The organism is Chryseobacterium cheonjiense, assembly GCF_012927265.1.
Lineage (GTDB): Bacteria > Bacteroidota > Bacteroidia > Flavobacteriales > Weeksellaceae > Chryseobacterium > Chryseobacterium cheonjiense.
Map to the genome: position 1 here is coordinate 1,324,884 of NZ_JABBGF010000001.1, position 16,402 is coordinate 1,341,285.

The window sequence follows — 16,402 nt, forward strand, 5'->3', positions numbered from 1 at the left end:
CCTTGGCTATTACGATCTTTGACAAGTATAAGATTACATTCTTGCGAGGTAAAGTTAAGTTCTTGCGATGAAGAATTACTTTTTTGTAATGAAGATTTGCATTCTTGTGATCATTACTTACATTCTTGCGATGTTAGGATAGATTCTTGTGATGAAGAACTACTTTCTTGCGATGTAGATTGTATTCTTTTGATGTAAAAGAACATTGGAGCGATATGGAGTTATATTCATGCAATGTGAAATATGGTTTTTTAACACTTTAACATATCCTAAATGTGGTACTTTTTCATTAAATTTGTTAGAGTACTGAAAAATACCAAACACCATCCACAAATGTTATGAGCATAAAGAAAATCTCTGTGTCGCTTTTTCTGATGCTTTCAGCAAAAATTTTCTGTCAGCAGTTTTCTTTACAATATTGCATTGAAAAAGCACAGCAAAACAACGCTGTCGTAAAGCTCGCCGAGCAGTCGCTTGAAACCAGGCAGAAACTGCTGGCTTCAAGTAAAAACAACGGACTTCCCAAGCTTGACCTTCTGGCAGGTTATAATTATATCGGTGAACCGCTCAGGGTGAATCTGCAGCAGGTAAAAGATGGTGTTGTGGAAGGTTCTGCCAACCAGGCGGTATATTCGGCTAATACGGTTTATCAGCAGATTACGGGCAATCCGCTTTCACAGCAGGTACAGAATGTTATTTATCAGACTTCAAAAGATATTATCAGTGCAGTATATCCCAACTACAATCCTGAAATTACTAAGCAAAGTTATTTCCTGGCTGGGCTGGTCATAAGACAGCCGATTTATCTCGGAGGAAAGTTGAAATCGTCCCGGAGACTTTCCGAGGAACAGGTGAAAAGCGGCGAAGCCAATCTTGAGTCTTCGAAAGATCTTACGGCATACAATATTGCTTTACAATACATTCAGGTGATGTACCTGAATTCAATGATTGATAAACAGAAGAGCAGTCTCGAATCTCTGCAGAAGAATGAAGCTTATGCAGGAAACCTTCTCAAAGCAGAAATTATTCCGCCATATCAGAAGAATTGGGCAGATATTGCCAGAATGCAAGGCGAAACCAATCTGAAAAGTTTAACCACGGAAAAGGAAAATGCTCTGTTTATTTTAAAAGATATGATGGGCTTACCTCTTGATGAGCCGGTGGAAATTGATCAAAAATTGAATGAATCTGCTGAAGCTCCTGCTTTTTCATCAGCAACAGATAATGCAGACCTTAAACTTCTTCAGAGTAAAAAAGCAGAAGCGGAAACCGGAGTCGATATTACAAAATCACTTTCAAGACCTAATGTATTCGCTATCGGCAATGTTCAGTTCTTCAGAAAAGATCTTCCCGTTATTACCCCGCCCTGGCTGATAGGACTTGAACTGCAATGGACTCTTTTTGATCCTGAAAGACGTTCAAAGAATCTTGCCTCGCAGTCTCTGGTCAAAGAAGCTGATTTGCTCATCGAGCAGAAACAGAAATCGGTAAACCTCGCTACGAAAATAGCGGAAAATAAACTGATCAGCCTAAAACAGCAAAGCAAAACGCTGGACACATCCCGAAAGCAGGCATATGAAACAACAGCTATGATAACGAAGAGAATGGAAAACAGCCTTTCTTCCGTAAAAGATGTCAATGACGCCTTGCAGCTGCAGTATGAGACCGAAAAACTTTATTACACGTCACTTGTGGCGTACCAGACTGCTTTGGCAACTTATTTTTATATCACAGGGAATCCGGAGAATATTACCACTTATATCCCCTGATCATAATTTTATGCCAACTGATTATAACTATTATAAATAAATTAACCGGATAAGATCCGAAGCACAATCAACAGATGAGAAATTTTGTAAAAAACTACTGGGCTGTTTTTATTCCGGTTGCCGTACTTGCAGCAGCGCTTGTTTATCTCCTGAAAGAAAAATCTGAGGATACACCTAAAGATGCCATCATTGGTATGGTAGACGCCGAATTTGTTGACGTCTCGGCCTCTCTCCCCGGCCGTGTTCTGGAGATTCCTGTAAAGGAAGGAGATGAGGTAAAAGAAGGACAAACCGTAGCCCAGATGAAAACTTCTGAAATCGAGACCATCCAGTCTCAGGTTGCGGATGCCGTTGAAATTGCACGCAACCAGATGGATAAAGTAAACCGTGGGGTGGAGCCTGAAGTATTGGCGTCTGCCAAAAACCTTCAGCAGATTGCTCAGCAGCAGATGGATCTGATGTCTAAAACCTACAGCCGTTTTCAGAATTTATATTCCGAAGGAGTTGTTTCCGGCCAGGAAAGGGATGTTATTTACTTTAAATATAAAGCCGCCCAGAAAGAACTGGAAACCGCAAAACTGAATGTACAGCTTCTGGAGAGAGGCAGCAATGATGAAATGAAAAACTCTGCACAGGCAATTCTCAATCAGGCAAAACAGGCGGAAAAGCTGACGCAGGAAATTAAAGATAATGCTTCTCTTAAAGCACCGGTATCGGGGAAGATATCAACCATCGTTTCCAATAAAGGTGAAATGGTGAATGCGGGATATCCGATGATGACCATTCAGAAGGATAATTCATTTTTCGTAAAGTTCAATCTTCGTCAGAATCAGATCTCAAGGGTCGATAAAGGAAGCCTGGTGATGATGAAAATACCGGGCTGTATACCTGAAACAATGAAAGGAAGAGTTTCAGAGCTTGCTCCGGCGCTGGGTTACGCAGACTGGGTTCCGGAAAAACAGAATGGGGAGTTCGAACTGAGAACCTTTCAGATCAAAGTGAAGCCGGAAAATCCGAACCGGGTAAAAGGCCTCCGTTCCGGAATGACGGCACAGCTTATATTACCGTAACTTAAATTATTACGATTTGAAAAAAATCAGCATCATCATGGTACGCGAATGGAAACGGATTTTTTCGATTCCTAATTTCTATGTGATTTTGCTGGTCATTCCGCCGATTATTTTCCTATTTTACGGATTGATTTATCAGAAACAGTTTGCCAGAGAGCTTCCGATGGCAGTCTGGGATGAAGATGGTTCTTTCGTCTCAAGAACGCTCACTGATATGATGGAGCAGAATGATAATATTCATTTCACCCATGTTGTTTTTAGTAATGCGGAAATTGAAAAGCTGATGAAGGAAGGGAAAATTTTCGGTGCTGTTCATTTTCCGAAAAATATGGAAGCTGATGCCAAAAAAAATCATCAGTCGAACATCACATTATACACCAACGGCGCTTACCTTGTTCCGGCAAAAATGATCTACAAAGGCGCTGCCGAAATCATTATAAAAGGTGGCCTTGCGGTAGTACTGCAAAAGGCGGAAAAGCAGGGAATGGCTGCCGATAAAGCCAATACGCTTGTGCAGCCAATCAAACTCAACACGACGGTTCTCTATAATCCGGATTTTAATTATCAGCTGTACCTTACTCCCGGGCTGGTAACCGTAGGTTTGCAGATGGCATTGATTGTAGCATCTGTCCTTATCCTTAATCTGGAATTTAAAAAAAAGACAATTGACAGTCTGCTGGATATTTCCAGTTCTTCTTCACAGATAATTATGGGGAAAATGCTTGCTCATCTCTGTATTGCATGGATTTTATTTATTCTGATCAGTTTCGTTGTATTTCCTGTTTTTGATCTTGGGAAGCCGGAAACGGATTTCAGTTTTTTCATATTGTATACATTACTCGCTCTGGCATGTATCGGAATCGGGATGATGCTTTCCGCCATTTCAGATAACCTGCTTTTTGTGGTGGATGTGGCTCTCTTTTTCACATCCCCCGCATTTGTATTCAGCGGTTTTACGTTTCCCCGCTGGGCGATGCCGTGGTATGATCAGCTGTATGCAGACATCATGCCTTATACCCATTTTCTGGACGGATTCATTAAGCTTTACTTCATGGAACTTCCGTTACGGTATGCCGCTCCGGAAATGGTTAAGCTGATGCTTTTTATAGGGATCACATTTCCGGTTGCTATTGTGTTTTTTCAGAGAAAAGTCAATCAGTATCTAAAAAAAATGCGGTCATGAAAGATATCTTTACCATTTTGAAAAGGGAAATGCGGAATATTTCAAAAGATTCAAGCTTATTTCTCATTTTGCTGATTGCTCCTGTTTTATATGCTTTTATGTACGGCAGCATTTACCTGAATAAAGGCGAAGAGAAAGTAAAGCTTGCCCTGATTGATGATGACGGTACTGTTGTTTCCCGGCTGCTTACCGAACAGCTCAATGCAACTCCGATGATTGAAATTGTTCCGGCTTCTAATATCTCGGAAGCTCAGGAGAAAATGCATCAGGGTGAGGTGGAAGGTTATTTTTATATTCAGAAAGATCTTGAAAAATATATTTTTTCCCAAAAGCAGGCAAACGTAAACCTGGTTTTGAACGCCTCACGCTTTCTGCCTTCCAGTGACTTACTCAGCACCGTAACCAAAGTCTGCCTTACTGTTGGAGCCGGTGTTCGGAAGACTTATTTCAACAAGCAGGGGATGAGTGAGGATGAATCCATGAAAATGACCAATCCCATTAATATGGATTATCGGCCTCTGTATAATTCGAGTATGACATATGGTTCTTTTCTCTTGCCGGGGCTGCTCGCCATTATCCTGCAGCAGACTTTGCTGATAGGTGTTGCCGCGGGGTTTACCTCAGAAAGGGAACAAAAAAAATTAGGTGAACTTTACCGGATTTCGGGATTCAGTATTTCAAAGTTAATATTGGGAAAAGGAATTCTGTATCTGTGTATTTTTATGATCTTCGGGATGTTTTTTGCCACAGTTAATTTTTCGGTTTTCGGAGTTTCAGTCAGAGGAAGTTTTATTGATCTGGCTTTCATTACCACAATATTCATTTCTTCTGTAATTGTACTGGGAATGCTGATCGGGAGCTTTTTCAGAAGCAAGCTTTTTGCGTTCCAGGTATTGGTGTTTTCTTCTTATCCTATATTTTTGATCACAGGATACTCCATGCCGTATCAGTCATTGCCGTCTGTAATTCAGATAATGTCAAATCTTATTCCCACTTCGCCATTCCTTAAAGTTTATATCTCAATTGTTCAGGCAGGAGGATCAGTTGCAGATAATATTGATGCTGTAATACATCTTCTGATCCTGCTTCTGATCCTGACGATTCTTTTATTTTTAAGGGTAAAATATATTCTTAAGCACGATCAGAAATAGCATCTATTCATTAAACCGCAAAAGACACAGAAGGTTTGAGCACTATACTTTAAGTATAATAAAAAAGAACCTCAAAGTCTTAAAAATCCTTGATTTTTATTTTAAAGCCTTTTATTATTAACGACCAAAGACAAGATAACTTTTGTCTCTTTTGGCTTCGTCCAACCTTCGGTTTGCAGTTAAGTTTAAATCATTTTTAAATTATTAATAATATCCTAAAACTTTCATCCAAAGACCACCAAGCCCCATATAAATAACTAAAAGTACGATTCCGATTTCAAGACCGCGCAGCCACCAGGATTTCAGATCGACATAGCCGCTTCCAAAAAACACCGGTGCTGGACCATGTCCGTAATGTGTCAGCACTCCGTAAATTGATCCTAAAAACCCCAGCATCATGGCTAAAAGCATAGGCGGAATTCCTACGGCAACGCCCACTCCCAGCAATGCGGCATACATGGCTGCCACATGAGCGGTAGCACTGGCAAAAATATAATGACTGAAGAAATATACCAGAACAATTACGGGAAAAGCGACAGTCCAGGTCATTCCACCGATTTTCTGTTTAATGAGATCGCTGAACCAGCCAATGAATCCGAGTTCATTTAATGAGCTTGCCATCATCACCAAAACAGCGAACCATACAATTGTATCCCATGCGCCTTTCTCAGATTTTACATCTTCCCACGTGAGTACTGATGTCAGTAAAAGTAACGTAAGACCGATAAAAGCAGTGGTAGTCGCATCAATGGACAGGCTGCCCCCGAAGATCCAGAGAACAAGTAGAATAAAAAATGCCAACAGCATAAGCCATTCGTTTTTGCTGATGGGTCCCATTTCCTTCAGCTTTTCGGCGGCCATTCTTGGGGCATCACCTGTTTTTTTCAATTCAGGCGGATAGAGTTTATATAAAACAAGCGGAACAATAAAAAATGCGGCCAATCCCGGAATAAAACCGGCAGCAGCCCAGGACATCCAGGTGATATTGATGCCGAGATTGGCTGCAAATTTCTGACACATCGGGTTACTAGCCGTTCCCGTTAAGAACATGGATGATGAGATCAGATTCATATAATAACTGTTTAGTGTAAGGTATGAACCTAATTTCCTGTGGGTTTCCGGTTTTTCCGGTACCGAATCGAAGCTTGTGGCCATCGATTTCATAATGGGGTAAATAATCCCTCCGCCTCTTGCCGTATTGCTCGGAATTGCCGGAGCAAGACAGACATCTGCCAAACCTAATCCGTACGCCAGTCCCAAAGAACTTTTACCGAAAATTCTTATGAATAAAAATGCAATCCTGTTTCCTAGGCCTGTTTTGATAAATCCTCTTGCTATAAAGAATGATATTCCGATTAACCATATTACTTTATCGCCAAACCCTGAAAGTGCCTTGGTAATTGATTTTCCTGCCTCTCCCGGAGCTAAGACCTGTGTAAAAGCCGTAAAGCCAATGGCCATCATACACATGGTACCCATTGGTGCCGCTTTAAGGATTATGCCTAAAATAGTCGCAGCAAAAATTGCAAAAAGATGCCATGCATTGTCGCTTACGCCTTCCGGAACGGGAATAAACCAGATAACGAGTGCTACTGCAAAGGTTATCGCAACATTTTTACTATTTATTTCTTTCATGATGGTTGAGTTTTATATTTAGAATCTGCTCTGAACCTGAATGATAAAGAGGTTATTGTTGTACTGTGTTGTATTTTCTATTTGATGTTTATAACGGTCGAACTGCATTCCCAACTGAATTCTGGCTCCGTAATTTTTGAGGAATTCGAGGCCGAACATAGGAGTAATGGTCTGCCTAGGATTTGAATTTAGTCTAAAGTTGGTATCTAAATATTCATACCGACAGGAAAGTTCGAAAGCACTCAGGTTTCTGTGGTTAATTTCGTACCGTATATTGGGCAGAAAATAAGCCCCTCTTATTAAATATTCGTCAGGATTCTGAGACCTCGTTTCCGGATCTGCTGCAAAATAGAGCGGGTGATTGGTGGCCTGTTTTGCCTCAAGCTGCATATCCAGGCTCCACCTGGGATCAAACTTGATCAGTGAACTGACATCGACTCCTACCGCATATATTTTTTTACCAAAGACTTCACCGATTCCACCATTTAAGCCGAGATTAAGGTTGTATTTTTTTGAGAATCCGAATACAAGACGGGTTGAATATTGTTTGCCATTATCATTATCATTAATCTGGTTTTTGCCATTGCCATTTACTACAGAAATACCATACTGAAAAGGAATTGTTCCCAGATTGAGCTGCCCTGTTGCAGAAAGCCCGATCTGAAAACTTGTCCATCCCAGTTTTCCAAATTCGGTATACTGATTAGACCAGTCCAGTGATTTAATGATATCGATAGGGTAGGTCTCTTCAAGCCCGAACCAGGGACGAAACTGCCCTACCGTAAAGGCGAGTTTGGGATTGAATGTATATTTTAAGTATGCATTTTCGAGGACTCTTGATTTAGGGTCGTTTTTAAAATCTGCAAGATTTGCAAGAGCTACAACTTCTGTTCGTTTACTGATCTGAGCACGCATCTGGACTCTCATGTATTTGATCATAAAATTATTATCAGTACCGCTGTGATCAGAATGATGCAGACCATTGACATCTACATCTTTACTCATCCCAACCAGATAGCGTGCCTGAAAGAGGCCTTTGACCTGAATCTGGGGATACTTAATATTTTCCTGTTCCGGGGGGCTGTATAAGGAATCCGGTTTTTGACCGGCAGTTATGCAGAAAAGCATTATGAAGAAAAATAGCACAGCCTTTTTTATTAGAAAAGCCATAGGTTATAGTTTTTGGTGAAAGGTGTTTATGCTGAATATAGTCCTAAAACTCGAAGGTTTTAATCACGTAAAGCGGGAGTGACTCCGCTGAATGTCGTAAAGTTGTTCCGGACAGGCTCCGTTGTCCATGGCCTGCGGGAAGAGTAGCTGAATAGCAGACTCAGGTAAAATTTGTTCATGATATAGTATTTTGTGGTGATTCTATTTAATAATTATAAAATAGTATCGGATTGGTGAAATAAATGTAGTGAAATATTTTGATACCACATTACTATATTGCATATAATTTACCGTATCAAAATGCAGGAATGACAGCAGTGTATTTTGGAAGAAAGATAATTTCAGGAATTGAAATTTCTCAAGAAAAAAAACCGGACCAATTATTTCCGGATTGATAAATTGTTGTATAGGAGTTCAGTCATTGATATGGTATTCAGATCAAAACATACGGATTCATGAGAATGGATCTTCTGTGCCTGACCAAACTCTATACGTAAGGCGTGTAATTAATTAAGTTCATAATTAAAAATAATCAGACTCAACATGAAGTGGATATAATTCTGGTCGGCTTCTTTTCTGTTGATCAGTTTATTTTTATAGTCGTAAGAATTTAAGACTCTTGATAATTGTTGATAAGTCTCAAATTTGTCGTCTTTAATTTTTACTCTGAGATTTCCGTCTCTTCTTTTGATAATTTCATCATCCAGTGTTCTTAACTTGAAGATAACCTCACATAATTTAGGATTGAAATTCATTTTCCCGGTATATCTTTCAATAATATTTACCTTGAATGCATCGAATTTTATGGTGTTAAAAACAAGATTAGAGCCAGACTCCTGTGTGTTGAGCTCAAGCGTGTAGTTCATAAATTTAAATTTAGTACAAATGTAATCAGAAGCTGAAAAAATTCAAAATAATTCGATCAACTAATGTACCATTTATAGTGATTTTATTTTTTAATTCTTTTAAAGGTGGTCAGAGCGTGCTATTTGCTATCGAATTTTTTCACCCGGATTTTCTTTTCTTTTACTTTAATGACGAATGGGGCAAGCTCGCTTATTTTCCCCGGTTCAACATTAAACTCCTGTAGGGTATTCTCACAATAGGTATTCGAAGGTAGTGAATTTTCATTCAGTTTTATCTTATAATTTCCTGATTCAATGAAAGATATGATCTCGCCGGCGTCATCGGAAACCATGTGTCTTATAAGTTTTTCATCCTTGTAGATATCAAAAGCAATACCTGCAGATTTAGGATCAAATTCGAGTGCGGTTTTGGTGTCATAATCATAAGTTACCTTACCATGAACGGTACCATTCTGATGTAGTGGAATTTCTAACGAATAATTGTGGGAATTCACATCAAACTCAGTTTCATCATAATACCATCCCTGCTGGATCACCTGTCTTAAAGTGTATTTGTTGTAAGGAATCGCACGGTATTCAATATTCCCGTCTTCATCGGTTTTGAATGATATATTGTTGATCATGATGGTATAGCCTGTCGCTTTATCGTCTCCTTCGTCATAGATACGATTGTTGTTCCTGTCATAATATACGAAAGCTCTAATGCTGCTTTTCTTACCCGGATCCATATAGTTGCTGCGCAGATTTATCGTAACGCCGGCTTCTACCGTAAAAAGATTGTTGTTGAAGTTATTAAGCGAATAATTAAACCACGATGAGTTCAGGTAAAATCCATAATTTTCTTTAGAGAATTTCACATTGATAAATCCGGAAGGCGATTTCCCGTACAGGGTATCGTCAGTATAAGACAACCCTGAATTGATATTCAGCTTTCCTTTAAGCATCGTTTGGGTGATAAACGCTGAAGCCGAAGATTTCTCATAAGTACTGTTAATGCCCAGTAATTTAGAAAATGCAAATTCGGAAAGATAATAGCTTCCGTACTGGTAAATATACTGGAAGTTTAGCCATTTGTAGGCGTAGGTTCCCGTAAATTTCATCTGGTACTGATTGGCATCGCTGTCAGGATAATTTACAAGCCCCGTTTCAATTCCCAAGATGGAAGAATGCTGTCTGTTGGTGCTCGACCAGCTTATGCGCTCCACAAGTCTTTTCGCACTCATCTCTTTCAGATCTCTGTTTTGTGCAAGCCCGAAAAAGGTATTGTAGGTATTGGAGTTTTCATTCTGATACTGAAGGCTGATGCCCAATCCGAAATTTTTTCTTTTGGGAAAATTGAATCCCGCTTCCAGTCTGCTGCTGTTGGTCTCTAAATTATTATCAAAGAAATAAAATTTAGGAGAAAAGTTGGAAATCATGATGTTACCATAAATAGAATTATCCTTGAATATGCTGCTGGAAATATTCTGCTGCAGCTGGAATATCCCTCTCTGGTTGCCGGGATAATAATTGGTGCTGAAAGAATAATTACCGCTCAGATTGATTTTATTGATAATTCCCGAGTATTGCGTTTCCAATGCTCCGGAAGGCTTTGTTGTATTGATACTCTCATAGATGCTCATCCCGCTGAATAATTTACCGCTGATTTTCCATTCTTTATTAAAAGCATATTGAAAATTGGTTCCCAGGAGGTTATGTTTCACTTTTTCGTAAGGATCAGTTTTAAAAATATAAGCAGCTGAAATATTCCGGCTTGCATTGCTTGCTCCCAGTGTACCTCTTACATAGAAGCCATATCCCAACTTCAGGAAAGGAGTTCTGTCTATAAGACTGAAACTTTGGTCTATGAAACCGAATTCAAGCCTTTTGTCCTTATCCGAAGAAGTGAAAGCATACTCTACACCTCTTCCGTATAGCGAAAGTTCTATAATCTTACTTATATTTCCCAGTGTATATTCGCTCTTTTCTCTTTTATAGGTAACGAAGGTATTATTTACTACCGGATCTTCAGGTCCATTGGTTTTATAGATATTTCCCCTGATAAAAACATATCCCGACGGAAGGTTGAAACCACCGGAACCAATCATCTGATACAGGTATGTTTCTCTGCCGAGATACCTTAAGCTTGTCGTAATGCTGTTTTTGGTATAGCCGAGATTGTTATTGTCTAAAGACTGATAGCGCTGCATTGAAGCATTATTCTGAATAGACACCGTGCTGTTCCCGAATATTTCTTTATCCGGCTCCCTGAAACCAACAATATTTACACTGAATTGAGGGGTTTTTGCAAGATTGCTGGAAGGCCTGAATCTATAAATAAAAACAGAATCTTTCTGTACTTCGATACTTCCTTTTTTTTCGATAAAGAAATTTCCCTGGTCTGCTTCCGGAATTTTAAATACAATCGTAACGTCCTGTCTTCTGTTCCCCAGATTTGAAACCCTCGCTCTTACTTCTATAGAATCATTTACATTACTCATATAGATAATAGGAGTATCTGTACTGATTGCCATGGAATTGTTTTCAGCGATCGTATGGACGAGGGTCTGGGTTTTTACAATATTATTCTGTGAATCGGTAAGATTGAAGTCTATTTTACTTTCTCCGAAGCCGGCATTGCTGTTAACTAGTATTTTAATAGGCAGATATAAATTTCCTCCAGCGGGCACCTCGATTTCTGAAGTATTTCCTGAAATATTCCTGAATCCTTTAGGAACAGCGATATTCAGTTTGCCTTTAAAAAGATTTTGGGAATCGTTCTTAATTTCAGCGATAGTACTGATGATACGGTCATTCCCTATATTGGAGTCGTCCCGTACCTGCATGCTGATCCCGTTGCCTGTTTGTGCAGCAATCAATGAAGTAATGAAAAAGATTAAAAATAAAAAAAAGATTCTCCGGAAATGATTTAAAAACATTTGGTTTTATTGAGGCGTTATCTCGTACTGAAGGGTTGCGGTATAATCATCTGATTTTGCACTGATGAAGATTTCATCATTATGGGTGGTAGAATATTTCACATCATAATAAATGGTATTTCCCTGGGTGGCATTTCCTTTGGCAACAAGCTGCGGTAATGCGCTGAGTGATATGGGATATACACTGGTATTTGCCGTTGCTGAAGAAAGCGCCATCTTTACAGCATCAATCGGGATGGTATTTCCATAAGACGATGTAAACTGGGACTGCAGAGATTTGAGTTTAATCTGATAATTGGTATTGCTTTTTACCATCAGTGCATTGTTGTACGTTACACTTACTCCGTTGGTATAATCGTCCATACTTTTGAATTCCAGTAATGCATTCTGGGCATTTGGTGCAAAAGTAAGCGACATTTCGGGAATATCGGTGGGAGGGATGCCTGAAAGCGTACCGATCTGAATCTCAAAATTATGATTCATTTTACCGATGACATTATTGTACTGATCATACATGGTAAATTCTACCGGTGCATAAAATTTCATCCATGCAGGATAGCTTCCCAAGTAAGCGCCACCCATCACGGTAAGGCTGAATTTTATCTGTAAATTGTAGTATCCGTTTGGCTGTGATGGCGAATTATACAATGGGGCATTAGAGCTAGGAACCAGAAAAACTTCCTGGCCTTCCTGCAGAATTACATTAAGCGGCATCCCGATTTGCGGAATACCGGGCACAGGACCTGGTTCTGCCTGTCCTGAAGAAGCTACAGGATGCAGTGATATTTTGTTGCCGGGGATGGTATAATTACCGTCGGTAGATTTTATCGGCTGCTTCAGTTTTGCAGACAGACGCCATAAAGGGACGTTAAAATTGCCGTTCCCGCTCATCATTGCGGTATAGGCATCAGGATTTGTGTTTCCTTCGTATGAATTAATCTGAAGGTAACTGTTAACCCATGAATAATATGATATTTGTGAATAGCAGTACTGACCTAGTAACAGAAGTACGGCTGAGATTATTTTAATCATACACAAAATTTAACTCTCCGAGTTCAAGATTATTATCTCCGTAATCAATCATTACAGAGGCTGTATATTTTCCTTTCGGAAGATCTGCAGGAAGAGAGATGTCCATCTGTCTTTTATTACCAGGCATGGTATAAAATATAATGGGATCTATAGAAACCTTCTTGCCGTCTTCAATATTGACAAGATCTGTGTAAACTTTGCCGTCTGTCCATACGTTTCCCTGATTTTCAAAAAACAGGTTGAGCTGCTTTTTAGACTTTTCAAAAGTAAGGTTCTGGATTTCAATTTTTTTCGTCTTTGCGGAAGGAGTTTTGTGAAAAATCTTAATTCCAGAGCGAATGCTAACCTTTATTTTTGCTCCCTTGTTATCAACATCATCTACCGGATTCATCTGGCTTACATACAGAACTGCCGTGTGAGCGGCTAATGTATCTGCGGCTTTGTTGGGAACTGTAATGGTGACATCTATATCCTTCCTTTCTCCAGGAGCCAGCGAAAAATAGTTGTCTTCTTTTTTCACACTGATCCACCCTGCACAGGAATTTTTAAGCGTATTGGCAGCATACATTATATTCTCGCCTTTTTCATTGTATTCCCAATCTCCAAGGCTTACGGCAAGATCCAGTGTGTTTTTGGTACTCACATTGGTAATGGTGATTTTCTGCGTATTACTGTTTCCTGCGGTAGATTCGAAATATAATCTCGGAGGAGATACGGAAACACCTGTTTGTGCATAATCCAGAGAGAAAAGCAAAACTAGAATGAAAATAAAAATACGATGTATTTTGTAGGTCTTGTTCATCATGAAATTTAAGACTAAAACAGCATAAAAAATGCCACAATTTCTTGTAGCATTTTAATTTTATAAATAGATCTACAATATTTATTACTGTGCAATAATAGTGTAGGTAAGCTCAGTAGTATATACTGTAGGATCCTGTCCTGCAATATAGTTATCGATGTAAGCATTTCCTCCTGCACCTTTATATTCGATGCTGATTTTTTTGTTTACACCTCCTGCTGTAGACGTTACCAAAGTTGTTTCGTTTGCAGAAAGGGTAGTACCTTGTGCATATTGTGCCCCGTTTACAGCATCTGTACCTGCACTGGCTTTAAGCTGGATCGTGTTCGCCTGGATGTTTTTGCCTCCGTTTTGTAAGGCAGCATTCGCAGCTTTCACTTTTACCTGGAAACCTCCGGTACTGAAAATTGTTAAGTGATCTGCATTAAGAGAAGATACTCCGTTTGCATAATCATCTTTTGTCACGTAGTCTAAGTTTACGATTTTCTGAGAATTGTTAACCACCAAAGTCTGGATTGGTTTTAGTCTTACGTTTAACGTAACGTTTTGTGCTCCGATTGTTATGAACCCTAATAAAGCAACAGAAGCAAGAATACACTTTTTCATAAATACGATTATTGTTTTTAAATATTAATTCAAAAAATTTATGGTGCAAAAGTATAGACTTAAAAAGTTAGAGTTATTGTGAAAAATTACGATTTTTTTGTAAATTTTGTAGCTGAGAATAAGCGATATAGAAGAATGCTTTTATTGATTTGTCAATAAAAATTATTTATGAAAATGAAAATAACTCCACAAATCACGATTATTTGTAGTTAAATAATCATTAATTAATTATGTGTAGTAAATTAATAAATCTTTAATTGTATAAAATTTTTTTTCTGATGTTAATTTTTTTCTCCTAATTTGACATTAAGGTTAAAATATAATAATCATTGTCTGAAGAAGCATATTTTTTATTGTCTTTGGCATGATGATTAATTTCAAATATTTTTTCAACCACCCCTTTTTCATAATTGATAAGGTTGTATGCTTTATCTTTTTCACTGTAAAGCTGCCCGTGATCCCCATTTTTGATATCGGCAGACTTATTGTATACATTCTGCTGCATTTTTATTTCAAATCCCGATGGGCTTGAAATCACAACAAAGCTTGATTCCTGATTGCTTTTTGTTTTGGCAGATTCTGTACCTGCAGGAGCAATCGCCAGCATCTGAACCGGATATAAGCGCACATTTATTGTAGTTCCGTCATTTTGTGCCCGGAACAAAGTGAAAGCAAGAAGACAAACTACAATAAAAAAATATTTGGTATACATTTCCTGATTTATCACCGTGTGGTTACATAATCAAATATACAAATATTTTTTAATTATCTCATTTCTGAAGGATTTTTTTGTGTGTGTTTTTTAAAAAAGTTTGTGAAGTTACCTTCATCGCTGAATCCAAGCTCAAATGCGATCTGAGAAATCGTGTAATTGGTATAGCTGAGCATTTTTTTAGATTCGGATATAAGTTTCTCAATGATAACGTGTTTGGCGCTTTTTCCCAATACATACTCGGTCATTTCCGTAAGTTTTCTTGGAGTTACATTGAGCTCGCCTGCATAGTGTGAAACTTTTTTTGCTGTTTTATAATCGCGCTGTAAAACAACTTTAAATTTGTTTACGCAATAGAGGTAATCAAATTTTATATCTTTTTTTACTTCTTCCGTGGGAATATGAAGAAAGGCGTCAAGAATTAATCTTTCTATCGCATTATGGGCAGCAGAAAGATAAAGGCTTTTGTCTTTCTTCCGGAAGTTTTCCATTCGGTCCATAAAAACTACGCGCATTTCTTCTATATTGCTAAAAGGAGCAATGAAGATATCGGAATTATAATTAAAAAAAAGCTGAGAGTTTAAAAACAGGCTATCCTTAATAGATCGTTCGTAAAAGCTTGAAGAAAATGAAATAATGAAAGTATCCTGTCCTTTTGCTTTTCCGAATTCTATACTTTTTTGCGGCCCGAGAAAAACGATGTTTCCGGCGGTTATATTATACGAAGTATTTTCTACTATGAGACCTATGTTTTCCATAATAATATAGATGCAAAAATATTCCAGCGTGTTGAACTGTCTTTTGTTGTTGTTTCTCTTTATGATCTGATCCAAACGATTAACACTGAAACCATTTTCTTTTAGCTGATCTGTAATAATATACATATTATATTCTAATAGACTTAATAATGGGCTAAGATAATTTTTTACTAAGATTATATTGATATTATTATATTAGATATAATTCTATAATTATTATAAAATTATATAGTAATTTCTGTACCAAAAATAATCTGTAATAATAAAATTACTATTATTAAGAAATTGAAATAGAACTTTAAAAATGTACTTATAATTACAAATAGTTTACCATCATTTAAGGTTTATCGTGCAAAATTCTTTCACAATATCAAAATAGCTGATAATCAACAGTACTAATTTCAATATTTAAAAATTATTGAAATATGATCCTACGCATATTTTAATTTTGTATTAAATAAAATATTATCATAGTTAATTATGATTGTGTTATTCGTTTTGAGACTATATTATAATGTGTACATTACCGGAATGTTTCGTTAATAGCAATTTTCTTTAAACTAAGATTAATTATAGGGCTTGGAGTAATAATATCCGGTACATGAAGAATTAAATCACGATAATGTATACATAATTTATTATCTTTGGCGTGCTGAAATCGTATTATATTAAAATGTAAATGGTGTATGACACTGTAATAGCTCTTTCAAAAAGAAAGAATGTTTTTAAC

Annotated in this window: 13 protein-coding genes; 4 read left to right on the forward strand and 9 right to left on the reverse strand. The window is 37.9% G+C overall.

The annotated features are described in order from the left end of the window. The first annotated feature begins 338 nt into the window (after nucleotides 1-338). The 4 genes from HHL20_RS06070 to HHL20_RS06085 all read left to right on the forward strand — a co-directional run bounded on the left by HHL20_RS06070 (nucleotide 339) and on the right by HHL20_RS06085 (nucleotide 5,173). Nucleotides 339-1,769, forward strand: a complete 1,431-nt coding sequence (locus tag HHL20_RS06070) for a TolC family protein (RefSeq protein ID WP_169230268.1) — start codon at nucleotides 339-341, stop codon at nucleotides 1,767-1,769. A gap of 74 nt (nucleotides 1,770-1,843) precedes the next feature. Further along, nucleotides 1,844-2,839 (forward strand): HlyD family secretion protein, encoded by a 996-nt coding sequence (locus HHL20_RS06075; RefSeq protein WP_169230269.1) that lies wholly within the window; start codon nucleotides 1,844-1,846, stop codon nucleotides 2,837-2,839. A 16-nt stretch (nucleotides 2,840-2,855) separates the two neighbouring features. Then, nucleotides 2,856-4,022: an ABC transporter permease gene (locus HHL20_RS06080; protein ID WP_228463105.1), complete on the forward strand. Its 1,167-nt coding sequence runs from the start codon at nucleotides 2,856-2,858 to the stop codon at nucleotides 4,020-4,022. Beyond that, nucleotides 4,019-5,173 carry an ABC transporter permease gene (locus HHL20_RS06085; protein ID WP_169230270.1) on the forward strand — a complete coding sequence of 385 codons (1,155 nt, stop codon included), beginning with the start codon at nucleotides 4,019-4,021 and terminating at the stop codon, nucleotides 5,171-5,173. The genes HHL20_RS06080 and HHL20_RS06085 overlap by 4 nt, the downstream gene beginning before the upstream one ends. Nucleotides 5,174-5,377: 204 nt before the next feature. Here the strand turns inward: HHL20_RS06085 and HHL20_RS06090 are convergent, their stop codons facing one another. From HHL20_RS06090 to HHL20_RS06130, 9 genes are all read right to left on the reverse strand, one after another. Beyond that, nucleotides 5,378-6,808 carry an anion permease gene (locus HHL20_RS06090; protein ID WP_169230271.1) on the reverse strand — a complete coding sequence of 477 codons (1,431 nt, stop codon included), beginning with the start codon at nucleotides 6,806-6,808 and terminating at the stop codon, nucleotides 5,378-5,380. A gap of 18 nt (nucleotides 6,809-6,826) precedes the next feature. Continuing rightward, nucleotides 6,827-7,978 (reverse strand): porin, encoded by a 1,152-nt coding sequence (locus HHL20_RS06095; RefSeq protein ID WP_169230272.1) that lies wholly within the window; start codon nucleotides 7,976-7,978, stop codon nucleotides 6,827-6,829. Nucleotides 7,979-8,484: 506 nt separating this feature from the next. Next, nucleotides 8,485-8,844 (reverse strand): prevent-host-death protein, encoded by a 360-nt coding sequence (locus HHL20_RS06100; protein ID WP_169230273.1) that lies wholly within the window; start codon nucleotides 8,842-8,844, stop codon nucleotides 8,485-8,487. Between the two features lie 119 nt (nucleotides 8,845-8,963). Continuing rightward, entirely contained in the window at nucleotides 8,964-11,762 is a 2,799-nt protein-coding gene (locus HHL20_RS06105) for a COG1470 family protein (protein WP_169230274.1), read from the reverse strand. 6 nt (nucleotides 11,763-11,768) lie between these two features. Next, nucleotides 11,769-12,794, reverse strand: coding sequence for a hypothetical protein (locus HHL20_RS06110; RefSeq protein WP_169230275.1), 1,026 nt, complete (start codon nucleotides 12,792-12,794; stop codon nucleotides 11,769-11,771). After that, nucleotides 12,787-13,599: a fimbrial biogenesis chaperone gene (locus HHL20_RS06115; RefSeq protein ID WP_228463108.1), complete on the reverse strand. Its 813-nt coding sequence runs from the start codon at nucleotides 13,597-13,599 to the stop codon at nucleotides 12,787-12,789. The genes HHL20_RS06110 and HHL20_RS06115 overlap by 8 nt, the downstream gene beginning before the upstream one ends. 81 nt (nucleotides 13,600-13,680) lie before the next feature. Then, nucleotides 13,681-14,202 (reverse strand): hypothetical protein, encoded by a 522-nt coding sequence (locus tag HHL20_RS06120; protein WP_169230276.1) that lies wholly within the window; start codon nucleotides 14,200-14,202, stop codon nucleotides 13,681-13,683. A gap of 295 nt (nucleotides 14,203-14,497) precedes the next feature. Next, a complete protein-coding gene (locus HHL20_RS06125) occupies nucleotides 14,498-14,914 on the reverse strand; it encodes a hypothetical protein (protein WP_169230277.1) in 417 nt (138 codons plus the stop codon). A gap of 53 nt (nucleotides 14,915-14,967) precedes the next feature. Continuing rightward, nucleotides 14,968-15,798, reverse strand: a complete 831-nt coding sequence (locus tag HHL20_RS06130) for a helix-turn-helix domain-containing protein (protein WP_169230278.1) — start codon at nucleotides 15,796-15,798, stop codon at nucleotides 14,968-14,970. Nucleotides 15,799-16,402: the final 604 nt, after the last annotated feature.